This is a genomic window from Streptomyces sp. CC0208, from assembly GCF_003443735.1.
Lineage (GTDB): Bacteria > Actinomycetota > Actinomycetes > Streptomycetales > Streptomycetaceae > Streptomyces > Streptomyces sviceus.
Genome location: NZ_CP031969.1, coordinates 2,364,245 through 2,385,744 on the forward strand (window position 1 = coordinate 2,364,245; position 21,500 = coordinate 2,385,744).

18 protein-coding genes are annotated in these 21,500 nt (G+C 71.7%); 7 read left to right on the forward strand and 11 right to left on the reverse strand.

The window, feature by feature from the left end; all coding sequences use genetic code 11:
* Positions 1-35: 35 nt before the first annotated feature.
* From D1369_RS10615 to miaA, 5 genes are all read right to left on the reverse strand, one after another.
* Complete coding sequence (locus D1369_RS10615; protein WP_007385154.1) at positions 36-1,574, reverse strand: M1 family metallopeptidase; 1,539 nt, start codon at positions 1,572-1,574, stop codon at positions 36-38.
* A 1,151-nt stretch (positions 1,575-2,725) separates the two neighbouring features.
* Positions 2,726-4,972 (reverse strand): HD domain-containing protein, encoded by a 2,247-nt coding sequence (locus D1369_RS10620; RefSeq protein ID WP_118082427.1) that lies wholly within the window; start codon positions 4,970-4,972, stop codon positions 2,726-2,728.
* A 287-nt stretch (positions 4,973-5,259) separates the two neighbouring features.
* Complete coding sequence (gene dapF, locus D1369_RS10625) at positions 5,260-6,129, reverse strand: diaminopimelate epimerase (protein ID WP_007385151.1); 870 nt, start codon at positions 6,127-6,129, stop codon at positions 5,260-5,262.
* A 170-nt stretch (positions 6,130-6,299) separates the two neighbouring features.
* A complete protein-coding gene (locus tag D1369_RS10630) occupies positions 6,300-6,803 on the reverse strand; it encodes a hypothetical protein (protein WP_037901615.1) in 504 nt (167 codons plus the stop codon).
* A gap of 108 nt (positions 6,804-6,911) precedes the next feature.
* On the reverse strand, positions 6,912-7,850 hold the full coding sequence (gene miaA / locus D1369_RS10635) for a tRNA (adenosine(37)-N6)-dimethylallyltransferase MiaA (RefSeq protein ID WP_007385149.1): 939 nt from the start codon (positions 7,848-7,850) through the stop codon (positions 6,912-6,914).
* Positions 7,851-8,033: 183 nt separating this feature from the next.
* Here miaA and D1369_RS10640 point away from each other — a divergent pair, with 183 nt between their 5' ends.
* Both D1369_RS10640 and D1369_RS10645 read left to right on the forward strand, forming a co-directional pair.
* The gene (locus D1369_RS10640; RefSeq protein ID WP_037901613.1) at positions 8,034-8,411 is read left to right on the forward strand and encodes a hypothetical protein; all 378 of its coding nucleotides are present in this window, start codon (positions 8,034-8,036) and stop codon (positions 8,409-8,411) included.
* Between the two features lie 22 nt (positions 8,412-8,433).
* Positions 8,434-8,703, forward strand: coding sequence for an antitoxin (locus D1369_RS10645; RefSeq protein ID WP_007385147.1), 270 nt, complete (start codon positions 8,434-8,436; stop codon positions 8,701-8,703).
* Positions 8,704-8,838: 135 nt separating this feature from the next.
* Here the strand turns inward: D1369_RS10645 and D1369_RS10650 are convergent, their stop codons facing one another.
* From D1369_RS10650 to miaB, 3 genes are read right to left on the reverse strand one after another with little or no spacing between them, the layout of a single operon-like run.
* A complete protein-coding gene (locus D1369_RS10650) occupies positions 8,839-9,552 on the reverse strand; it encodes a class III extradiol dioxygenase subunit B-like domain-containing protein (RefSeq protein ID WP_118082428.1) in 714 nt (237 codons plus the stop codon).
* Between the two features lie 10 nt (positions 9,553-9,562).
* Complete coding sequence (locus tag D1369_RS10655) at positions 9,563-9,859, reverse strand: hypothetical protein (protein ID WP_007385146.1); 297 nt, start codon at positions 9,857-9,859, stop codon at positions 9,563-9,565.
* Between the two features lie 39 nt (positions 9,860-9,898).
* Complete coding sequence (miaB, locus tag D1369_RS10660) at positions 9,899-11,425, reverse strand: tRNA (N6-isopentenyl adenosine(37)-C2)-methylthiotransferase MiaB (RefSeq protein ID WP_007385145.1); 1,527 nt, start codon at positions 11,423-11,425, stop codon at positions 9,899-9,901.
* 286 nt (positions 11,426-11,711) lie between these two features.
* Here miaB and argG point away from each other — a divergent pair, with 286 nt between their 5' ends.
* Entirely contained in the window at positions 11,712-13,166 is a 1,455-nt protein-coding gene (argG, locus tag D1369_RS10670) for an argininosuccinate synthase (RefSeq protein ID WP_007385143.1), read from the forward strand.
* Positions 13,167-13,221: 55 nt separating this feature from the next.
* Here argG and rutA read toward each other — a convergent pair whose 3' ends face one another.
* Entirely contained in the window at positions 13,222-14,295 is a 1,074-nt protein-coding gene (gene rutA, locus D1369_RS10675; RefSeq protein WP_037901612.1) for a pyrimidine utilization protein A, read from the reverse strand.
* Positions 14,296-14,464: 169 nt separating this feature from the next.
* Here rutA and D1369_RS10680 point away from each other — a divergent pair, with 169 nt between their 5' ends.
* A complete protein-coding gene (locus D1369_RS10680; RefSeq protein ID WP_037901610.1) occupies positions 14,465-17,353 on the forward strand; it encodes a SpoIIE family protein phosphatase in 2,889 nt (962 codons plus the stop codon).
* Positions 17,354-17,453: 100 nt separating this feature from the next.
* Positions 17,454-17,909: a hypothetical protein gene (locus tag D1369_RS10685; protein WP_007385140.1), complete on the forward strand. Its 456-nt coding sequence runs from the start codon at positions 17,454-17,456 to the stop codon at positions 17,907-17,909.
* On the opposite strand, the gene D1369_RS10690 is transcribed toward D1369_RS10685, so the two are convergent.
* Together D1369_RS10690 and D1369_RS10695 are read right to left on the reverse strand one after the other, a co-directional pair.
* A complete protein-coding gene (locus D1369_RS10690) occupies positions 17,896-18,549 on the reverse strand; it encodes a response regulator transcription factor (protein ID WP_007385139.1) in 654 nt (217 codons plus the stop codon). The two genes, D1369_RS10685 and D1369_RS10690, sit on opposite strands and share 14 nt — an antisense overlap.
* Positions 18,549-19,496 (reverse strand): HAMP domain-containing sensor histidine kinase, encoded by a 948-nt coding sequence (locus D1369_RS10695; protein ID WP_037901609.1) that lies wholly within the window; start codon positions 19,494-19,496, stop codon positions 18,549-18,551. The genes D1369_RS10690 and D1369_RS10695 overlap by 1 nt, the downstream gene beginning before the upstream one ends.
* 161 nt (positions 19,497-19,657) lie before the next feature.
* Here D1369_RS10695 and D1369_RS10700 point away from each other — a divergent pair, with 161 nt between their 5' ends.
* Both D1369_RS10700 and D1369_RS10705 read left to right on the forward strand, forming a co-directional pair.
* Entirely contained in the window at positions 19,658-20,143 is a 486-nt protein-coding gene (locus D1369_RS10700) for a TrkA C-terminal domain-containing protein (RefSeq protein WP_007385137.1), read from the forward strand.
* 5 nt (positions 20,144-20,148) lie between these two features.
* Positions 20,149-21,360, forward strand: a complete 1,212-nt coding sequence (locus tag D1369_RS10705; protein ID WP_007385136.1) for a cation:proton antiporter — start codon at positions 20,149-20,151, stop codon at positions 21,358-21,360.
* The last annotated feature ends 140 nt before the right edge of the window (positions 21,361-21,500 follow it).

The following is a 21,500-nucleotide window of genomic DNA, read 5'->3' on the forward strand; positions in this document are numbered from 1 at the left end:
GATGGTCGCACGGCACGGGGCGTCTCGTCACCGCCTTATTTCACCGGTGCGGCGGCGGGTGCCACGGCCTTCCAGTTCGGGCGGCCGGGCATCGGCGGGGTCTTCTTGCCGTAGAGCCAGCCCTGGAGGAAGCCGTCGAGGTCGCGTCCGGAGATCTCGGAGGCGAGGTGCACGAAGTCGGCGGTCGACGCCGTGCCGTCCCGGTGTTCCTGCACCCAGGCCCGTTCCAGGCTCTCGAAGGACTTGTGGCCGATCTCCTGGCGCAGGGCGTACAGGACGAGGGCGGCGCCGTCGTAGACGTTCGCCCGGAAGATGCCGATCTTCTGGCCGGCCTTGGGCGGCTTGGGGGCGGCGGGTGGGCCGCCGGCAGCCCGCCAGCGGTCCGAGGCGCTGTACGCGGCCTTCATACGGGCCTCAAGGGTGCGGCCCGCCTTCTCCTCCGCGTACAGCGCCTCGTACCAGGTGGCGTGTCCTTCGTTGAGCCACAGGTCGGACCAGGTGCGGGGGCTGACGCTGTCGCCGAACCACTGGTGGGAGAGCTCATGGACCATGATCGACTCGACGTACCACTTGGGGTAGGCGGGCTCGGTGAAGAGATCCTTCTCGAAGAGGGAGAGAGTTTGGGTTTCCAACTCGAAGCCGGTGTCGGCGGTGGCCATGAGGAGGCCGTACGTCTCGAAGGGGTACGTCCCGACCTTGTTCTCCATCCAGGCGAGCTGGCCGGGGGTCTTCTTGAGCCAGGGTTCGAGCGCGGCGCGGTCCTTTGCGGGCACGACGTCCCGGACGGGCAGTCCGTGCGGTCCCTCGCGGTGCAGCACGGTGGAGCGGCCGATGGACACCTGCGCGAGCTCGGTCGCCATGGGGTGCCGGGTGCGGTACGTCCAGGTGGTCGCCCGGCCGAAGCGGTCCACGCCCGTCGGGAGTCCGTTCGCGACGGCCGTGTAACCGTCGGGCGCGGTGATCCGGATGGTGAACATCGCCTTGTCGGAGGGGTGGTCGTTGCAGGGGAACACCAGGTGGGCGACATCGGCCTGGTTGGCCATGGCGAGCCCGTCCGCGGTGCGTACCCAGCCGCCGTCCCGGTCCGCGGCGGAGACGGGGTCGCTCGTGTGCCGGACGGTGATCCGCATCCAGCTGCCGCGGGGCAGCGGTTCGTCGGGGGTGACCACGAGATCCTCCCCCGCGCCGGTGAAGTCCGCGGGCCGGCCGTCGACCTCGACCGACCGGACCTCGCCGTGCGCGAAGTCGAGGTTGATGCGGTCGAGCTCGGTCGTCGTCCAGGCGTCGATCGTGGTGACGGCCGTGAGCGGCTTGGTGTTGCTGCCGGGATAGTGGAAGGACAGGTCGTACGACGCCACGTCGTAGCCGGGGTTGCCGAGATGCGGGAACAGGCGGTCACCGACGCCGAGCGGCTCGGCCGGGGCACTCGCGGCGAGCAGGCAGACGGAGACGGCGGAGGCGAGCAGCGCGGCCGCCCTGCGCCTTCGGGCGCGTCCGGTACGGCGACGGGGGGCGTCGGGGCCGGACCGGTCGGCGTGGTCGGGGCCGGCGTGGGTGTGGGGGGTCAGCGGCATGCCCCACCGCTACCAGCGCGCGCGGGCGCCACGGCGGCGACGCGCGACCGGCCCACTCGAACGGAGTCCTCCGGTCCCGTTGAGGTGGACGCGTGCGGTCCTGTGTGCTGCCACGCGCGCGTGGGGGCGTGTCGGGCGGTCCTGCCACGGGAAGGGTGGGGCCTGCGGGCGCCACGCAGGTCAGAAGCGGGCCCTGGTTTTCGGCACCGTCCTGGACGCGGGCCGGTGGGGCTCGGGCCGATAAGGTTCGGGCCGGCGGGGCTCGGGCCGATAAGGTCCGGGCCGGTGGGGCTCGGGCTCGCCTCAGTCGGCGCAAAGCCCTTGAGACAGCGATCCCTGTGGGCGAGCCCCCTGGGGCGTCGGCACCGGCCCGTACGCGGAGTACTGAGACTGGGCCCCAGCCCACTCGGGCGAACCCGCTATGGCGTCGATCCCGGTGAAAGGGTCCGCCGACGTGCCGGCACCGCCCCGTACGCAACGCCCTGAGGCTCGGGCTCGCCCCACTCCGGCGAACACCCTGAGGCGTCGCCCCCGGCGCACCCGGCCTCTTGATACGTCGATCCCGGTGGACGGACGGGGTCCCCCGAGATGCGGGCACTGTCCCTGATGCAGGGCCCCTGGGAGTCGGCGTCGCCCACTCGGGCGAACCCGCCGCAGCGTCAATCCTGGCGGCCCCGCCCCCTTGAGACGGCACTCCCGTCGGACGGATCCCAAGATGCCGACACCATCCCCGATACGGCGCCCTGCGACTCGGCGTCACCCCACCCGGGCAAACCCGCCCCAGCGTCAACCCCGGCGGCCCCGGCCCCTTGAGACGGCGATCCCGTCGGACGGATGGGTCCCCCGAGATGCCGACACCATCCCTGACACAGCGCCCTGCGACTCGGCGTCGCCCCACGTCAGCCGCCCTTTGAAGCGCCACCCCCCGCAGGCCCAGCGCCTTGAGACGTCGACCCCATCCCGGACGCGCCCCCCTGAGAATCGGCCTCGGCCAAAGCCGGCCAACTCCCTGAGCCCGGCGGGCCCAGCCCCCTGAGACAGCGAACCCCGCCTACCCGGCCCCCCAAGACACCGCCCCCGTAGGCCCCGAGCCCCCGGAAACATCCCCCCACCCAGCCCCGCCCCCCAACGCCCCTATCAGCCCCCAGGCGTCAGCCCCCAGGCGTCTGCGCCCTGCTCACGTCATAGACGCCCGCCACGTTCCGCATCGCCCTCATCAGGGCGGGGAGCTGGGCTGCGTCCGCCAGTTGGACCGTGTACGTGTGGCGAACCCGCTGCTGGCTGGGGGGTTCGACGGTCGCGGAGACGATTTCGGCGCCCTCGCCGGCCATGGCCTCGGTGAGGTCGGCGAGGAGGTGCGGGCGGCCGAACGATTCCGCGAACAGCGTGACCCGGCACTCGGCGGTGTCTCCCCAGCGCACGTCGACCTCCTTGCGCCCCTTCATCCGGGCCACCGCGGCGCACTCGACGCGGTGCACCGTGACCACTCCCCCGCGCACGGCGAAGCCGGTGATCTCGTCGGGCGGTACGGGCGTGCAGCAGCCGGCCAGCCGTACGGTCGCGCCGGGCTGGTCGACGAGGGCGACCGCTGCGCCCGGACGGTCGGCGGCCTGGTCGTCGTGGGTCTGCGGCTCGGCGACGATCCGACCCGCGCTGTCGGGCGTGTCGGCAGTCGGCGGCTCCACGACGGAGGACCGGAACGGGTTCGCACCCTGAGCCGTGACGTCGGCCGTCCCGCCGACCGTCCCGCCCCGCCCCGCGGTCTCCTCCGGCGCCTCGGGCGTCGGAGGCGTCGGATGCGTCGCGATCCACCGTTGGATGGCGATCCGGGCGGCGGGCGTGTGCGCGTGCTCCAGCCACTCCTTGGAGGGTTCGGCGGCGGGGTCCTGGCCCATGAGGAGCTGAACGGTGTCGCCGTCCTTCAGGACCGTGCTCAGGGTCGCCAGGCGGCCGTTGACACGAGCGCCCAGGCACGCGTGCGCGTCCTCGCCGTACTGCGCGTACGCGGCGTCCACACAGGTCGCCCCCTCGGGCAGGCCCAGGGTGCCGCCGTCGGGCCGGAAGACGGTGATCTCGCGGTCCTGGGCGAGGTCCTCGCGCAGGGTGGACCAGAAGGTGTCGGCGTCGGGCGCGGCCGCCTGCCAGTCGAGGAGGCGGGAGAGCCAGCCGGGCCGGGTGGGGTCCACCCGCTCCTCGTCGGCGCCGACCCCGCGGCCCCCGCTCTGCTCCTCCGACGCGTCCGATGGCGAGGCGTACGGATTGCCCAGCGCTACCACGCCGGCCTCGGCGACCTTGTGCATCTGGTGCGTGCGGATCAGGACCTCGACGACCTGGCCGTCGCCGCGTGCCACCGCGGTGTGCAGCGACTGGTACAGGTTGAACTTCGGTACGGCGATGAAGTCCTTGAACTCCGAGACGACCGGCGTCATACAGGTGTGCAGTTCGCCCAGGACGGCGTAGCAGTCGGCGTCCTCGCCGACCAGGACCAGCAGGCGGCCGAAGTCCGCGCCGCGCAGTCTGCCGCGCTTGCGGGCCGTCCGGTGCACGGAGACGAAGTGGCGTGGCCGGATGACGACTTCGGCCTGGATCCCGGCCTCGCGCAGTACTCCCCGCACCTCGTCGGCGATCTCGGCGAGCGGGTCGTCCGCGCGCGAGGCGTTGTCGACGATCAACTCGCGTGTGTGCTCGTACTCCTCGGGGTGGAGGATCGCGAAGACCAGGTCTTCGAGTTCGGTCTTGAGGGCCTGGACACCGAGGCGTTCGGCGAGCGGGATGAGGACGTCGCGGGTGACCTTGGCGATGCGGGCCTGTTTCTCGGGGCGCATCACGCCGAGGGTGCGCATGTTGTGCAGCCGGTCGGCGAGTTTGATCGACATCACGCGGACGTCGTTGCCGGTGGCGACGAGCATCTTGCGGAAGGTCTCGGGCTCGGCGGCGGCGCCGTAGTCGACCTTCTCCAGCTTGGTGACGCCGTCGACGAGGAAGCGGACCTCCGCGCCGAACTCCTCGCCGACCTGATCGAGCGTCACCTCGGTGTCCTCGACGGTGTCGTGGAGCAGGGAGGCCGTCAAGGTCGTGGTCTCGGCGCCGAGTTCGGCGAGGATCAGGGTCACGGCGAGCGGGTGTGTGATGTACGGCTCACCGCTTTTGCGCATCTGGCCGCGGTGCGAGGACTCGGCCAGGACCCAGGCGCGGCGCAGCGGCTCGAGGTCGGCGTCGGGATAGTGGGCGCGGTGGGCCTCGGCGACGTGGCCGATGGCGTCGGGCAGCCGGTCGCGGGCGGCCGGGCCGAGCAGCGCGGCACGGCCCAGGCGGCGCAGGTCGATCCGCGCCCGCCAACGGGCGGCCGGGCCTGCTACCGGACCTGGGGTCGCGGGGTTCGTCGCCTCCGCACTCATGGGCACCTCCGGCTGCGTGGACCGGCGGACGGGGTGCCCCATGGCGGACACGGCTCAGGGGATGGCATCTGTCCCCCGTCCGGGCCGGTGCTTGATGCTACCGAGCCCATCACGCCCGGCTGACCGCCTCTCGGCGAGCGTGAAACGGATCACCCATTCGAGCGAAGGTTTGTAGGTTTACGATTTCGCGCCTCCTGACCAGCAACTGGCTGTGGTTCCGCATCGCACAAGGGGGCAGAGACTGCGGTTCCACGCCTCCGGGGCTCTGATCATGACGATTCATATGGTCAACGAACCGCGTTTTCAAGCCAGTCGGCGTCGATCTCGCCCTCGGCGACGATCACCGCGGGACCGGTCATCTCGATCTCGCCGTCGGCTTGTTCGGTGATCACCAGGGTGCCGCCGGGCACGTCGACGGTGTACGTCGCCGGGCTGCCGGTGGCCGCCGGGTCGACGCCGTCCCTGCGGGCCGTGGCCACGGCGACGGCACAGGCGCCGGTGCCACAGGACCGGGTCTCGCCCGCCCCGCGCTCATGTACGCGCATGGCGACGTGGCGTGGGCCGCGGTCGACCACGAACTCGACGTTGACCCCGCTCGGGTAGGCGGCTGCCGGGCTGAAGGGCGGCGGGGAGTACAGGTTGCCGGCGTGCGCGAGGTCGTCCACGAAGGCCACGGCGTGCGGATTGCCCATGTTCACGCTCCGTGCGGGCCAGCTGCGGTCGCCGACGCTCACCGTGACGTCTCCCTCGGGGAGCAGCGCCTTGCCCATGCCGACGGTGACGTCACCGTCCTTCGCGATGTGGACGGTCTTCACGCCCCCGCGCGTGGCCAACGCGAGGTCGCCCTCGGTGACGTGACCGGCGTGCTGGAGGTAGCGGGCGAAGACGCGTACGCCGTTGCCGCACATCTCCGCGACGGAGCCGTCGCCGTTGCGGTAGTCCATGAACCACTCGGCCTCCCCGGCCATCTGCGCGGCCTCGGGGTGCTCGGCGGACCGTACGACATGGAGCAGGCCGTCACCACCGATGCCGGCCCGACGGTCGCACAGGGCGGCGACGGCGGCGGGGGGCAGGTCGAGGGCGTTCTCGGGGTCCGGGACGATCACGAAGTCGTTCTCGGTGCCGTGGCCCTTGAGAAAGGGGATCCGGGTGCTCATGTCTCGATCGTACGTGCCGACCCGTGGAAGGCGGTCGTAGGTGCAGGCCCGTGGAGGTCGGTCGTACGTGCAGGCCCCGTGGGGCCGGTAGTACGTGCAGACCCGTGGAGCCGGTCGCGCTCACGCGGCGGCAGCCGCAGACCCGCACAGCCCCGCGCCCCTGAAAGCCTCTAGCGGAGCCTCGCCACGCGCCAGACCGCGAGAACGACCACGACCGCCACCAGCAACACGTAGCCGAGCGCGACCCGCCAGTCCGCGCGGCGGCCGGACCCCCGCTGCGGCAGTCCCGGCCACGTGTAACCAACGCGGCGCGCGGCCATCATGCCCCAGCCGGCCGCGCACGAGCAGATCAGCAGGCCCAGCATCGCGATCACCGCTCCGCTGTCGCCGAAGTCGAAGGCCAGCGGGAAGGCGAACATCAGGGAGCCGACCGCGGCCAGCGAGACGATGGGGGCGAGCTGCCAGATCCGCAGACGGCGCTGTGGGCGCAGCTCGACCTCGACCTCTTCCCCGCCCGGGAACATCTCCTCGGGCTCGGGGCCGTCGGCGGTTACACCGCCCTGGGTGTCGTCGGGCCCGTCGGGGCTCAGACGCTCCGCGTCCAGCTCCGGCTCACCGCTCTCGGCGGTGAGGGGCTCGGTACCTTGTGCGGTGTCGCGAGGGCCGGCCTCCATCGCCACGCGCCCTCCCAACTCGGACTCCACTTGGTCGATCGAAGCTCGATGATGGCACGGCGCCGGAGGCCCGGATGACGGCCGGAGCGTCCCGATGCCAGGACGTGATCAGGCTGTGACCGGTCGTTCGACCAACGCCAGTGCGAGCTGCGGAAGTTCTGTGAGGTGCGCCGCAGCCCCACTCAACCAGTGCACCCGAGGATCGCGCCTGAACCATGAATCCTGACGGCGCGCGAAGCGTTTGGTGGCACGGACGGTCTCGGTCCGCGCGTCCTCCATCGTGCACTCCCCCGAGAGGGCCGCGAGCACCTGCTGGTATCCGAGCGCCCGGGAGGCCGTGCGCCCCTCACGCAACCCTCGCGCCTCCAGCTCCCGCACCTCGTCCACGAGGCCCGCCTCCCACATCCGGTCGACCCGGCGCGCAATGCGCTCGTCGAGTTCGGGCCGGGCGACGTCGACGCCGATCTGGAGGGTGTCGTAGACGGAGTCGTGGCCGGGGAGGTTCGCGGTGAAGGGTTTGCCGGTGATCTCGATCACCTCGAGAGCCCGGACGATACGGCGGCCGTTGCTGGGCAGGATCGCCTGCGCGGCCTCGGGGTCGGCGGCGGAGAGGCGGGCGTGCAGCGCGCCGGAGCCGCGCAGCACGAGCTCCTCTTCCAGCCGGGCCCTGACCTCGGGGTCGGTGCCGGGAAACTCCAGGTTGTCGACGGCCCCGCGGACGTACAGGCCGGAGCCGCCGACGAGGATCGGCCAGCGGCCCTCGGCGAGGAGGGCGTCGATCCTGGCGCGGGCCAGCCGCTGGTACTCGGCGACGGAGGCGGTGACGGTCACGTCCCAGATGTCCAGGAGGTGGTGCGGGACGCCGTCGCGTTCCGCGGGCGTCAGCTTGGCGGTGCCGATGTCCATCCCTCGGTAGAGCTGCATGGAGTCGGCGTTGACGACCTCGCCTCCCAGTCGCTGGGCGAGGAAGACGCCCAGATCGGACTTTCCGGCCGCAGTGGGGCCGACGACGGCGATGACGCGGGGGGCGGGAGGTGTGCTGCTCACCGCCCCAGTCTCGCAAACCTCGAGACCCCACCTCGAACGAGTTACGTGACGGCGCGGGTCCGGCGTCGTTGCCAGTTGCGTGGTTTCCGCCGCCCTGTTCATGGAGGCGGCGCTCCGGACGGCGCGAACGGGCGCACCGGACGACGCGGGATTTCCCCCGCACAAGTAACGTATGGAGTGGATATGGGCGTTTTCGCACGACTTCTCCGCAGGTCGAAGGCCACGGAGGAGGCGTCAACCGCCGAGACGCAGGCCGACATCCTGACGGCCGAGCCCGCGGCGGAGGCGGCGGCAGAAGCGAAGGGATCGACCGACGCCGAGGCCGACGCCGGGGCCGGCACCGAGGTCGGCACCGAGGCCGCGGCCGGGACGGGGACCGAGGTCGAGGGCGACGCCCGGGCCGAGGTCGAGGTCACCGAGACCGCCACGGCCGAGGGCACGGACGGACCGACGGCGACGGAGGCCGTCGAGGACGCTGCCGCCGAGGGCGTCGAGATCCCCAAGCAGCAGTCCGCCGAAGCGACGGCCGACCATGAGACCGGCGAAGGCGCCCGCACGTAACTGTCCCTAGGGAAGGTGAACGATGGGTCTCCTGGACAGTGTGAAGGCCAAGCTCAGCCCGGCCAAGGACAAGGTCTCCGGCCTCGCGCAGCAGCACGGGGACAGGATCCAGCACGGCATCGACAAGGCCGCGAAGGTCGTGGACGAGAAGACCAAGGGCAAGTACAGCGGCACGATCCAGACCGGCACGGGCAAGGCCAAGGACGCCATGGAGCGCCTCGCGCACACCGACGGCACCAAGGGACCGGGGGACGGCAGCGCGCCACCGGCCTCACCGCCGCCGACTTCCTGAACAGCAATACGGCACACGGCGGACGGCCGCGGGGCAGGACACCCCGGCCGTCCGCCGTCTCCCGGGCCCGCCCAGGTCTCCGCCACGGACTCCTCGACGGCCCCTACGGCTCTCGCAGCCGCCGCTCCGCGGCCGTCAGGACCAGGTCGCGACCACGTACCCCACGCCGTACGGCGCGTCCTCGTACAGCAGCGAGCCGCCGAGAGCCGCGCCCTCGGCCGCGCCCGCGAGGACCTGCCAGCAGGCCCGGCCGGAGGCCTTCAGTTCGTACGCCAGCTCGGCGTCCAGCGCGCGCAGGGCCGCCACGTCGGCCGCGCCCAGCGCCCGCGCGACCTCCGCGTCGAAGGGGGCCGCGCGCTCGTCGAGGTAGCCCGGTGCCTTGAGCGTGCGGCAGGCGCTGGCGTCGCCCATCACCAGCAGCGCCACCCGCTCGGCCTGGGCGGCGATGTCCCTTCCGGTCTGGATACACCGCTCGGGCTCCAGCGGTTCCCCCACCCCGAGTCCCTCGATCGGGGCGTCGGACCAGCCGGTGCGCTCCAGCAGCCAGGCGGCGACGGCGAGAGAGGGCGGCAGCGGGCGCTCCGGGGCCGGTCCCCGCTCCGGTCCGAGCCGTACGTCCACCTCCACGCCGAAGCCGCGGAACGAGCCCCGGGCGCCCTGCGGGTGCGGGCCGCGTCCGCTCCGCTCGGCGGGTCCCACGACGACGAGAAGGTCGGGCCGGGCCGCCGCGAGGACGCCCAGCGCGTCCGTGCAGGCCGCGCGGGCCACGTCGAGCTCGGGCGCGGCCCCCGCGGCGACCGGTGGCACGAGAAGGGGCGGACACGGGCAGACGGCGGCTGCTGCAAGCATGATCGGCAGCTTACTTCCAGGCCCAGGGCCAGGACTCGGGATGGGTGCTCCACGCCAGTTCGCCGAGCCGGTACACCACACGGACCGTGGACATCATGCCTTCGATGCGCGCGTAATAGGCGTCCCCGTCACCGATCCGGTAGACCTGCCGGCGCTTCTGGCGCAGAGCGATGCTCGGACGGTGGGTGCAGGCGAGCTCGTACAGGCGGGCGCGGGCCTCCTCCCGGGTGCCCTCGAAGTGCGTCACCTCGTCGAGGTCGTAGCTCTCCCCGACACCGCGGTCGATCAGGATCACCCAGCGCGCCATGCCCCGCCCCGCCTCTCCTGCGTGACCGGCGGCGGGCGCTCAGTGCGCCGCGCAGCCGCCCGTGGCCGCCGGCAGCGGCTCGGGAACCCCGATCTTCGGCAGGCCCAGCATGACACCCGCGGGCGTGGCGGCCTCGGCCGCGTTCCGCTTCTCCCACGCGTCCCCCGCGCGCGTGCGGCGCACATCGAGGACGCCGCCCTCGGCGAGGAGGTGGTGCGGGGCGGCGTAGGTGATCTCGACCGTGACCACGTCGCCGGGGCGTACCTCCTGGTCGGGCTTGGTGAAGTGGACCAGGCGGTTGTCGGGGGCGCGGCCGGAGAGGCGGTGGGTGGCGCCGTCCTTGCGGCCCTCGCCCTCGGCGACCATCAGCTCCAGAGTGCGGCCGACCTGCTTCTTGTTCTCCTCCCAGGAGATCTCCTCCTGGAGGGCGACGAGACGCTCGTAGCGCGACTGCACGATCTCCTTGGGGATCTGCCCGTCCATGGTCGCCGCGGGGGTTCCGGGGCGCTTGGAGTACTGGAAGGTGAAGGCGTTCGTGAAGCGGGCCTGGCGGACCACGTGCATGGTCTGCTCGAAGTCCTCCTCGGTCTCGCCGGGGAAGCCCACGATGATGTCGGTCGAGATCGCGGCGTCCGGCATGGCTGCGCGGACCTTCTCGATGATCCCCAGGTAGCGCTCCTGGCGGTACGAGCGGCGCATCGCCTTGAGGACCGTGTCCGAACCGGACTGCAGGGGCATGTGCAGCTGCGGCATCACGTTCGGGGTCTCGGCCATCGCCTCGATCACGTCGTCCGTGAAGTCACGGGGGTGCGGGGAGGTGAAGCGGACCCGCTCCAGGCCCTCGATCGAGCCGCACGCGCGCAGCAGCTTGCTGAATGCCTCGCGGTCGCCGATGTCGGAGCCGTACGCGTTGACGTTCTGGCCGAGCAGCGTGATCTCGGAAACGCCTTCGCCGACCAGGGCCTCGATCTCGGCGAGGATGTCGCCGGTACGGCGGTCCTTCTCCTTGCCGCGCAGCGCGGGGACGATGCAGAAGGTGCAGGTGTTGTTGCAGCCGACGGAGATCGACACCCAGGCCGCGTAGGCGCTCTCGCGCCGGGTGGGCAGGGTGGACGGGAATGCCTCCAGCGACTCGGCGATCTCGACCTGCGCCTCCTCCTGCACGCGCGCGCGTTCCAGCAGGACCGGCAGCTTGCCGATGTTGTGCGTGCCGAAGACGACGTCGACCCAGGGCGCCCTCTGCACGATGGTGTCCCGGTCCTTCTGAGCCAGACAGCCGCCGACCGCGATCTGCATGCCGGGCCGCGAGGCCTTGCGCGGCGCGAGCCTGCCGAGGTTGCCGTAGAGCCGGTTGTCGGCGTTCTCCCGCACCGCGCAGGTGTTGAAGACGACGACGTCGGCGTCCCCGTCGGAGCCCTCGGGGGCGGGCACGTACCCCGCTTCCTCCAGCAGTCCGGACAATCGCTCGGAGTCGTGGACGTTCATCTGGCACCCATAGGTGCGCACTTCGTACGTTTTCGGAGATGAAACGTCCACTGCCGGGCTCCGGTCGCTGCTGATGGTCATGGCTCAAGGGTAGGCGCTCCGCGGAGACCGTCGCCCCGGTGCCCGGCCGTGGCCGCTCAGGGGCGCAGCAGCCGCTCCAGGGCGCTCGCGCCGACCGTGGAAGGGCTCGGGGAAGCGGACTTCGGGCGGTGCAGGGAGTCGTGGTCGCAGCTGCGCACGTCGCCCGAGCCGCCGTACGTGATCGACTTCGGCCGGGACAGGGAGTACGTCGTGGATGACGTGCATCACGCGGGAGGTGAGCCCCGGGGACTTTGCATGACCATGCGTGGTGATGCATAATCTTCCTATGTCCAAGGTCCTCACGTCCCTCCCCGCCGGCGAACGCGTCGGCATCGCCTTCTCCGGCGGTCTCGACACCTCCGTCGCGGTCGCGTGGATGCGCGACAAGGGCGCCATCCCGTGCACCTACACCGCGCACATCGGCCAGTACGACGAGCCCGACATCGACTCGGTGCCCGGCCGCGCGAAGACCTACGGTGCCGAGATCGCGCGCCTGGTCGACTGCCGGGCCGCGCTGGTCGAGGAGGGGCTTGCCGCGCTCACCTGCGGGGCGTTCCACATCCGCTCGGGCGGGCGGGCGTACTTCAACACCACGCCGCTGGGCCGTGCCGTCACCGGCACGCTGCTCGTGCGGGCGATGATGGAGGACAACGTCCAGATCTGGGGCGACGGTTCGACCTTCAAGGGCAACGACATCGAGCGGTTCTACCGCTACGGCCTGCTCGCCAACCCGAACCTGCGGATCTACAAGCCGTGGCTGGACGCGGACTTCGTGACCGAGCTCGGCGGCCGCAAGGAGATGTCGGAGTGGCTGGTCGCGCACCAGCTGCCGTACCGGGACTCCACGGAGAAGGCGTACTCCACCGACGCCAACATCTGGGGCGCCACGCACGAGGCCAAGACCCTGGAGCACCTCAACACCGGCATCGAGACCGTCGAACCGATCATGGGCGTCAGGTTCTGGGACCCGTCGGTCGAGATCGCGCCCGAGGACGTCACGATCGGCTTCGACCAGGGCCGCCCGGTGACCATCAACGGCAAGGAGTTCGGCTCCGCCGTCGACCTGGTCATGGAGGCCAACGCGATCGGCGGCCGGCACGGCCTCGGCATGTCCGACCAGATCGAGAACCGGATCATCGAGGCGAAGAGCCGCGGCATCTACGAGGCCCCGGGCATGGCCCTGCTGCACGCGGCCTACGAGCGTCTCGTCAACGCGATCCACAACGAGGACACCGTCGCCCAGTACCACAACGAGGGCCGGCGCCTGGGCCGTCTCATGTACGAGGGCCGCTGGCTGGACCCGCAGGCCCTGATGATCCGCGAGTCGCTCCAGCGGTGGGTCGGCGCGGCGATCACGGGCGAGGTCACCCTCCGCCTGCGGCGCGGCGAGGACTACTCGATCCTCGACACCACGGGCCCGGCGTTCTCGTACCACCCGGACAAGCTGTCGATGGAGCGCACCGAGGACTCGGCCTTCGGACCGGTGGACCGGATCGGCCAGCTCACCATGCGCAACCTCGACATCGCCGACTCCCGCGCCAAGCTTGAGCAGTACGCGGGCCTCGGCCTGATCGGCACCGGCAGCCCCACCATCGGCGCCTCCCAGGCCGCCGCGACCGGGCTGATCGGCACCATGCCAGAACTCCCCGAGGGCGGCGCCGAGGCGATCGCCTCCCGCGGCGAGGTCTCGGAGGATGAGGCCCTGCTGGACCGGGCCGCCATGGAGTTCGGCACGGACTGAGGCACCTCACGACGTTCGTCAGAAGGGGCCGGTGCGAGACAGCACCGGCCCCTTCTCACACCCGCCCCTCCCGCGACCGCATCAACGGCTGGATCCGCGTCCCGAAGGTCTCGATCCCGTCGAGGAAGTCGTCGAAGACGAGCATGATCCCCTTGGTCCCGTCGACCCCGGCGATCTCGTCGAGCATGCGCGCGACACTCTCGTACGCCCCGACGAGCGTGCCCATGTTGAAGTTCACGGCGCCCTCGGGCAGCACGATGGTGCGGGCCGTGGAGGAGTCGTCGGCGGTGGTGTCCGTGGCCGACTCCCCCGCCATGTAGGCCAGCGCCGCGCGGTCGGCGCCCGCGTGGTACTCCTGCCACTTCGCGCGGGCGGCCTCGTCGCTCTCGTCGGCGATGACCATGAACAGGGACAGCGCACCGACGTCCCGCCCGGTCTCCCGCGCCGCTTCCACCAGCGTGGCCGCGCTGTCCGCGAAGGCGAGCGGGGTGTTCACGCCGCTGCCGAGGATGAAGTTGTAGTCGGCGTGCCCGGCGGCGAACCGCATGCCCGTGCCGCTCTGCCCGGCGGCCACGATGTCGATGTGCCCGTTCGCCGGCCGCGGCGAGAGCACGCAGTCGTCCATCTCGTAGAACTCGCCCTTGAAGTTGCTGACGCCCTCGCTCCACAGCTCCTTCATCACCGTCACGTACTCGACGGCGCGCGCGTACCGGTTGCCGAAGTGCTCGTCGCCGGGCCACACGCCCATCTGCGTGTACTCGCCGGGCGCCCAGCCGGTGACGATGTTGACGCCGAACCGTCCGGGGGCGATGGAGTCGACGGTGACCGCCATGCGCGCGACGATCGCCGGAGGCAGGGCGAGGATCGGTGTGGAGGCGTACAGCCTGATCCGCTCGGTGACCGCGGCCAGCCCCGCCATCAGCGTGAACGACTCCAGGCAGTGGTCCCAGAACTCGGTCTCGCCGCCGAAGCCCTTGAGCTTGATCATCGAGAGGGCGAAGTCGAAACCGTGCTCCTCGGCCTTCTGCACGACGGCCTTGTTGAGCTCGAAGGTCGGCATGTACTGCGGGGAACTCTTCGAGATGAGCCAACCGTTGTTGCCGATGGGGATGAAGACACCGATGTCCATGCCGCTCCTCATGATCGGAGACTGCCCGGTCCGACGGCACGGTACACGGCCGGGATTTCGTCAACTTCCCTTGCAGCAGGGGCAGTTGAGGTAAGGGAATGCCGAGAAACAGCTCGTCGGAATCTGTGAAGCAGGTTTCGACCGGAAACAGGAACGATAAGTTCCCTCCATGAACGCGCGGCTCGCTCTCCTCGGCTCGGTCACCCCTGGTGCGACGGAGAGCGAGGTCTTCCGGCTGGCGCTCGGGCATGCGGTCGGTGAGCTGAGCGCGCTCGGCGGGACCGTGCACCTGCGCGGCCCGATGTCCGCGCTGCGCCTGGTGTCCTCCGCAGGTCTGCCGCCCGCCCTCACCCGCTCCTGGGAGATCGTCGACCAGGAGGGCCCCCTGGCCCCGGCTCGCGCGCTCCAGCAGGGCAGGGGCGTCTGGGTACCGCTGTCCCCGGACGCGCCGGAGAAGGCCGCCTGGCCCGGCACCGGATTCGCCGCCCTGCCCGTGTTCAGCGGCCGCCGCAGCATCGGCGCGCTGACGGTCCTGGCCGGCGAGCGGGGCGAACCCACCCCGGAGCACTGGGGCTTCCTGCGGGACGTGGTCGCCTGGACCGAGGACCGCATGGCCCAGGCCCCGCCGCCGTCCGGTCCCTCCCAGGCGGAACTGGGCGGTGAACGGCTGCGGCAGGCCCTGAAGGAGGTTCAGGTCGGCTCGTGGGACTGGGACATCCGCAACGGTGACCTGAGCTGGGACGAGGCCGCCCTGGCCCTGTACGGCACTCGCCCGACCGATTTCACCGGCCGGATCGACAACTGGATGCGGATCGTCCATCCCGACGATCTGGCACCCACGCTGGCGGCGGCGCAGCGGGCCATCCTCGACCACAGCGTCTACGAGGCCGAGTACCGCGTACGGCGCCTGGACGGCACGTGGGGCTGGACTCAGGCCCGCGGCCGGGCGACCTACGACGAGCGGGGCGAGCCCCTGCGGATGATCGGGGTCGGCTGGGAGAGCAACGAGTTCCGCACCGCACGGGACGCTCTCAGCAGGGCCCTGCGGCACATGAGCGACGGCTTCCTCGCGGTGGACGACGAGTGGCGGATCACCTTCGCCAACCTGGAGGCGGAACGCTTCCTCGGCTTCTCCGAGGAGGAGTTGTTCGGACGCCTGCTGTGGGACCTGCCAGCGACCCGACAGGTCCCTGGTCTCAAGGAGAGCTGTCTGCAGGCCGGGGCCGAGGAGAAGCCCGCCGGGTTCGACGTGTACATCGCGGACTGCCAACGGCGGCTGCACGTGCGGCTGGTGCCGGGGCCGGACGGCCGCACCCTCTACTTCCAGGACGTCACGGAGAAGCGCCGGCTGGCCCAGGAACGGCAGGCGGCGGAACGGGCCGCGGCCGAGCGGGCGGTGCGGATCGCCGAGCTGACCACGGAACTCGCCAAGGCGACGACCTCCCGGGACGTGGTGGACGCGGTCGCCCGCCGGGTGCTGCCGCCGTTCGCCGCCTCCGGGCTGATGGTCCAGGTCAGCGAGGGGAACCGGCTCCACCACGTCGGCGCGGTCGGCTACCCCCGGGACTTCGTGGCCCTCCTCGACAGCCGCCCCCGGGCGTCGACCGGCGACCCCGCCTGGGACACGATCGCGACCGGCCTCCCGCTGTTCATGTCCTCGGCCCACGAGTACGCCGCCCGCTATCCCGAACTGGCAGACTTCCCCACCCGCGGCGAAAAGAAGTCCTGGGCGTTCCTGCCGCTGACGGCGTCCGGCCACACCTTCGGCGTCTGCGTGGTCTCCTTCGACCGGCCGCGGCTGCTCGACGACGAGGAACGCGCCCTGCTCACCACCATCACCGCCCTCGTCGCCCAGTCCCTGGAGCGGGCCCGGCTCTACGACGCCGAGCACACCCGGTCCCGGGAACTCCAGCGCAGCCTGCTCCCCCAGGCGCTGCCCGACCTGCCCGCGTGCACGGCGGCCGCCCGCTACCTCCCGGCCGGGCAGGGCGCGGACGTGGGCGGCGACTGGTACGACATCATCCCGCTGTCCGGCGGACAGGTCGCGCTGGTCGTCGGCGACGTGATGGGCCACGGCCTGCCGGAGGCGGCCACCATGGGCCGGCTGCGCACCGCGGTGCACACCCTGGCCGACCTGGAGCTGCCGCCCGACGAGATCCTCGGCCACCTCAACGACATCGTCGGCGGCATGGGCGAGGCGTCGTACGCCACCTGTCTGTACGCGCTCTACGACCCGACGACCCGGGCCTGCTCCATCGCCCGGGCCGGTCATCCGCCGCCCGCGCTGGTACGGCCCGACGGAACCGTGCACTTTCCCGAACCGGACGCCGATCCCCCGCTGGGCGCGGCCAAACCGCCGTTCGAAACAGCCGAGTTGGAGGTGCCCGAGGGCAGTCTGCTCGTGCTCTACACCGACGGCCTCGTGGAGTCGGCGACACGGGAGATCGACGAGGGCATGGCCGAGCTGGCGCGGCTGCTCGGCGCCGCCCACGCCGACGGGACCGCCGTGGACCTTGAGCGGCTGTGCGACACGCTGACGGCCGGTCTGCTGCCCGCGGACCAACAGGCGGCCGACGACGCGGCGTTCCTGGTGGCCCGGCTGCACGCGCTGCCGGCCGACCGGATGGCCGCCTGGTCCCTGCCCGACGACCCGAAGGCGGCGAGCCAGGCCCGTCGGCATGTGCGAGAACAGCTCGCGGCCTGGAACCTGGACGACCTGTCCCCCACCACGGAACTCCTGGTCAGCGAACTGGTGGGCAATGTCGTCCGGCACGCCCGCGGCCCCGTCCGGCTGCGCCTGCTGCACACCACCGAGCTGATCTGCGAGGTCTACGACGGCAGCCAGACCATGCCCCGGATCCGCCACGCCGCGGACACCGACGAGGGCGGCCGGGGACTCCAGCTCATCTCGGCCCTCTCCTCCCGCTGGGGCGCCCGTTACACCCCCACGGGCAAGTGCATCTGGACGGAACAGTCCCTGCGGGGCGCGGCCGAGCCGGCGGACGTGCTGTTCCTGAACCCCGCGGCCTTCGACGAGGACTGGGAGGCGTTGCTGTGAGGGCGCGCCCGTTCGGCCCAGCTCCACGGGCCGGATGCCGGGCGCGTCCCTAGATTCGCGGTGACGGCTGTTCCGGCCCCGCCCGAAAGGCACACGACCCATGGCAATACGCATCACGCTCACCGGCGCCGCGCTGGCCGTCCTGGCCACCGCCGGACCGCTGACCGGCGTCGCCCACGCTCAAGGCGACCTGGACTGCGCCGACTTCCGCTTCCAGGAGGACGCGCAGGCGGAGTTCGACCTCGACCGCAGCGACCCCGACCGGCTCGACGAGGACCAGGGTCCCGACGACGGCATCGCCTGTGAGGCGCTCCCCCGAAGAGACACCGCCGCCGTGAGCGTCGCCACGCCACCCGCCACACCGCTCTTCACGCCACTCACCACGCCGCTTCCGACGCTCGGTGTCCAGGGCGGGTCCGGAGGCAGCGTCGGCCCCGCGGGTTTCGAGCGCGCTGTCGGGGTGGCACTGGCCGTCGGCGGAGTCGGCCTCGCAGGCGCGTACGTGGTGCGGCGGCGTCGTGCCGCGAACCCGCACCCCCGCCTCAAGGATCGATGAGCCCCGCCCGTATCGCGTACCGGGTCAGCTCAAGACGGTCCCGCATCCCCAGCTTGTGCAGCAGGTTCGCCCGGTGCCGCTCGACGGTCTTCGCACTGATGAACAGCAGCTCGCCGATCTCCTTCGTGGTGTGACCCTCGGCGACCAGCTTGAGGATCTCCTCCTCGCGTTCGGTGACGGCCCGCCTGGGCAGGTCGTCACCGCGGTGCAGCCGGTCGAGGTAGGACCGCACGAGGGCCCGCTCGGCCCCGGGGTAGACGAAGGACTCGTCGCGTACGGCGGCCCGGCACGCCTCGACGAGATCACGGTCGGCGACGGACTTGAGCACGTATCCGCTGGCCCCGGCCTTGAGCGCCTCGAAGAAGTACTGCTCGTTGTCGTACATCGTCAGGATCAGGATCCGCAGCTCCGGCAGCCGTCGGGACAGCTCACGGGCCGCCTGCAGTCCCGTCATCCGGGGCATCGCGATGTCCAGTACGGCCAGATCGACCTCACGCGCGCGTGCCAGCTCGACCGCCTCGGCGCCGTCCCCCGCCTCGGCCACGACCGTGAGGTCCGGCTCCCCCTCGAGAATCAGCCGCACCCCGCGCCGTACGAGAGTGTGGTCGTCGGCGAGCAGCACCCGGGTCGGGTCCGTCATCAGCGCACCCCCGCCTGGAGCGGTATCCGCAACCGCACGTCCGTCCCCCGCCCGGGACCGCCCTGCACCGAGAACACCGCCCCGACCAGCAGCGCCCGCTCCCGCATCCCCTGGATCCCGGCCCCGTCGGGCACCCCGCCCAGCCCCTTGCCGTTGTCCCGCACGAGGAGTTCGACTCCCCCCGCGACCGGCTGGAGCCGGACTTCGGCACGGTCGGCGGCAGAGTGCCGCGCGGTGTTCGTGAGCCCCTCCTGGGCCACCCGGTAGACCACCAGTTCCGACTCCTCGGTCAGCCGGGGCAGATCACCGCCGACGTGATGGCGCACGGTCAGCCCGTGCGTCGTGAACTCGGCCGCGAGAGACCGCAAGGCGCTCGACAGCCCGAGCTCCTCCAGCACCCCGGGCCGCAGCCGCCGCGCGATCCGACGGATCTCGTCGAGTCCGGCCCGGGTGGCCTCCTGCGCCTGCCCCACGTCCTCCCGCAGCTCCTCCGGCGCCCGGTCGGCGACCCTCTTGAGCTGCAACAGCACGGCGGTCAGCGTCTGCCCGACCTCGTCATGGAGCTCGCGGGCGATGCGATGGCGCTCGCGCTCCTGCGCGGAGAGCGCGTGGGCCGCGCCGGTCGCCCGCTCGGCCTCCAGCCGGTCGAGCATGGTGTTGTACGTCGTGATCAGCGCGGCCGTCTCGGAAGGACCGGAGACGGGGGCACGCACTCCGGGACGGAGCAGATCGGCGGCGGCCATGGCCCGGCCCAGCCGCTGGAGCGGGACGAGCCCCACCCGCAGCACGAGGGCGTTGGCGACCAGCAACAGGGCGAGCCCCCCGAGGACGACCACGGCCTCCCCCTGCCGGACCGGCGTCGACACGGTGACCGGCCCCAGCAGCAGCGCGGCGGCGACGACGAGGCCCGCGGCGTTGAGCGAGAAGATCCGCCAGAACAGCGACACGGCCCTGCCCTCACTCCTCTCGTACGACGCCCGAGGCCAAAGTCTCGCCGGGGCCCGCCGCTCGCGGATATCCGTCACGTCACCCATGTCGCCACCGTACGGGGGCCTGGCAGCATGCGAACCCGGCACTCGCGATCACTCGAACCACAAGGGGAAGAAACGTGTCTGCTCCACGCCTGAGGGCGACGCCGCTGCCGGGAATCGGGGTCCAGTACGACCTCATGACCCGCGAGGACCGCCATCTCTCCGTGGTGGCGCACCGCGACGGTGCCCGCACGGTGAGCGTGTACCGGGCCGACGACCCCGACTCCTGCGCCCAGTCGCTGCGCCTGACCGGTTCCGAGGCCGACGCCCTGATCGACGCGCTGAAGCCCTCCCACCACAGCGCGAGCCTCCTCTACACCTCCGACCTGGGCCTGGTGGCCGAGCGCGTCGAGGTGGCGGCCGGCTCCCGCTGGAACGGCCGGGTCCTGGGCGACACGAAAATGCGCACCGACACGGGAGCCTCGGTCGTGGCGGCCCTGCGCCGCGCGGAGGCGATCCCCTCCCCCGCACCGGACTTCCGCCTGGCGGGCGGCGACATCCTCATCGTCGTGGGCACCCGCGAGGGCGTGGACTCCGCCGCCGCGATCCTGGGGCGGGAGTAGGAACCATGCACTCCGCGGTCCTCCTGATCGAGTTCGGCTCGATCATCCTCGGCCTGGGCCTCCTCGGCCGTTTCGCCGCCCGCTTCCGTCTCTCCCCCATCCCCCTCTACCTCCTGGCCGGCCTGGCCTTCGGCGAGGGCGGTCTGCTCCCCCTGGGCGCCAGCGAGGAGTTCGTCTCGATAGGAGCGGAGATAGGAGTGATCCTCCTTCTCCTCATGCTCGGCCTCGAATACACGGCCGGCGACCTCGTCACCAACCTCAAGGCCCATTACCCCTCCGGCCTGGTCGACGGCGCCCTCAACGCCCTCCCGGGAGCGGCGGCCGCACTCCTCCTCGGCTGGGGCCCGGTGGCGGCGGTGGTCCTGGCGGGCGTCACCTGGATCTCCTCCTCGGGCGTCATAGCGAAGGTCCTGGGCGACCTGGGCCGAGTCGGCAACCGGGAAACCCCCGTGATCCTCAGCGTCCTGGTCCTGGAGGACCTGGCGATGGCGGTGTACCTGCCCATAGTCACCGCCCTTGTCGCCGGAGCGGGCCTGCTGGCCGGAAGCCTGACCCTGGCGATCGCCCTGGGAGCGGCCGGCCTGGTCCTGTTCACAGCGGTGCGCTACGGCCGCCTGATCTCCCGCTTCGTCTCGAGCGACGACCCGGAGAAGCTCCTCCTGGTCGTCCTCGGCCTGACGATCCTGGTCGCAGGCGTGGCCCAGCAACTCCAGGTCTCGGCAGCGGTGGGCGCGTTCCTCGTGGGCATAGCCCTCTCGGGAGAGGTGGCCGAGGGCGCCCACACCCTCCTGAGCCCCCTGCGCGACCTCTTCGCCGCGGTCTTCTTCGTCTTCTTCGGCCTCCACACGGACCCGGCGAGCATCCCCCCGGTCCTGCTCCCCGCCCTCGCCCTGGCCCTGGTCACCGCAGCCACAAAGATCGCCACGGGCTACTGGGCGGCCCGCCGAGCCGGCATCTCCCCCAAGGGCCGCTGGCGCACGGGCGGCGCACTGGTCGCCCGCGGCGAGTTCTCGATCGTCATAGCGGGCCTGGCGGTCTCGGCCGGCACAGAACCCTCCCTGGGCCCCCTGGCCACCGCCTACGTCCTCATCCTGGTCATCCTCGGCCCCCTCACGGCCCGCTACACCGAGCCCCTGGCAACGAGACTGACAACCCCCCGAGCCAACACCCCGACGCCACGTCGAGTGACGGAGCCGGTGAGCCGGGACAGCGCGTAGGCGCCCATCGTTGTGGAGCGGCTGCGGGCTGGTGGGGGCTGGTCGCGCAGTTCCCCGCGGTTCCGCTGCGCTGGGCTTGGGCGGGGCGCCTATGGGGGTGCCGGGTTCGGTTGTGAGGCGACTGCGGGCCGGCGGGGGCT

Excerpts from the sequence above, each read along its gene's own strand:
- D1369_RS10615 (WP_007385154.1), bottom strand. The coding sequence starts at position 1,574 with ATGCCGCTGACCCCCCACACCCACGCCGGCCCCGACCACGCCGACCGG.
- D1369_RS10620 (WP_118082427.1), bottom strand. The coding sequence starts at position 4,972 with ATGAGTGCGGAGGCGACGAACCCCGCGACCCCAGGTCCGGTAGCAGGC.
- dapF (WP_007385151.1), bottom strand. The coding sequence starts at position 6,129 with ATGAGCACCCGGATCCCCTTTCTCAAGGGCCACGGCACCGAGAACGAC.
- D1369_RS10630 (WP_037901615.1), bottom strand. The coding sequence starts at position 6,803 with ATGGAGGCCGGCCCTCGCGACACCGCACAAGGTACCGAGCCCCTCACC.
- D1369_RS10640 (WP_037901613.1), top strand. The coding sequence starts at position 8,034 with ATGGGCGTTTTCGCACGACTTCTCCGCAGGTCGAAGGCCACGGAGGAG.
- D1369_RS10645 (WP_007385147.1), top strand. The coding sequence starts at position 8,434 with ATGGGTCTCCTGGACAGTGTGAAGGCCAAGCTCAGCCCGGCCAAGGAC.
- D1369_RS10650 (WP_118082428.1), bottom strand. The coding sequence starts at position 9,552 with ATGCTTGCAGCAGCCGCCGTCTGCCCGTGTCCGCCCCTTCTCGTGCCA.
- D1369_RS10655 (WP_007385146.1), bottom strand. The coding sequence starts at position 9,859 with ATGGCGCGCTGGGTGATCCTGATCGACCGCGGTGTCGGGGAGAGCTAC.
- miaB (WP_007385145.1), bottom strand. The coding sequence starts at position 11,425 with ATGACCATCAGCAGCGACCGGAGCCCGGCAGTGGACGTTTCATCTCCG.
- argG (WP_007385143.1), top strand. The coding sequence starts at position 11,712 with ATGTCCAAGGTCCTCACGTCCCTCCCCGCCGGCGAACGCGTCGGCATC.
- rutA (WP_037901612.1), bottom strand. The coding sequence starts at position 14,295 with ATGGACATCGGTGTCTTCATCCCCATCGGCAACAACGGTTGGCTCATC.
- D1369_RS10680 (WP_037901610.1), top strand. The coding sequence starts at position 14,465 with ATGAACGCGCGGCTCGCTCTCCTCGGCTCGGTCACCCCTGGTGCGACG.
- D1369_RS10685 (WP_007385140.1), top strand. The coding sequence starts at position 17,454 with ATGGCAATACGCATCACGCTCACCGGCGCCGCGCTGGCCGTCCTGGCC.
- D1369_RS10690 (WP_007385139.1), bottom strand. The coding sequence starts at position 18,549 with ATGACGGACCCGACCCGGGTGCTGCTCGCCGACGACCACACTCTCGTA.
- D1369_RS10705 (WP_007385136.1), top strand. The coding sequence starts at position 20,149 with ATGCACTCCGCGGTCCTCCTGATCGAGTTCGGCTCGATCATCCTCGGC.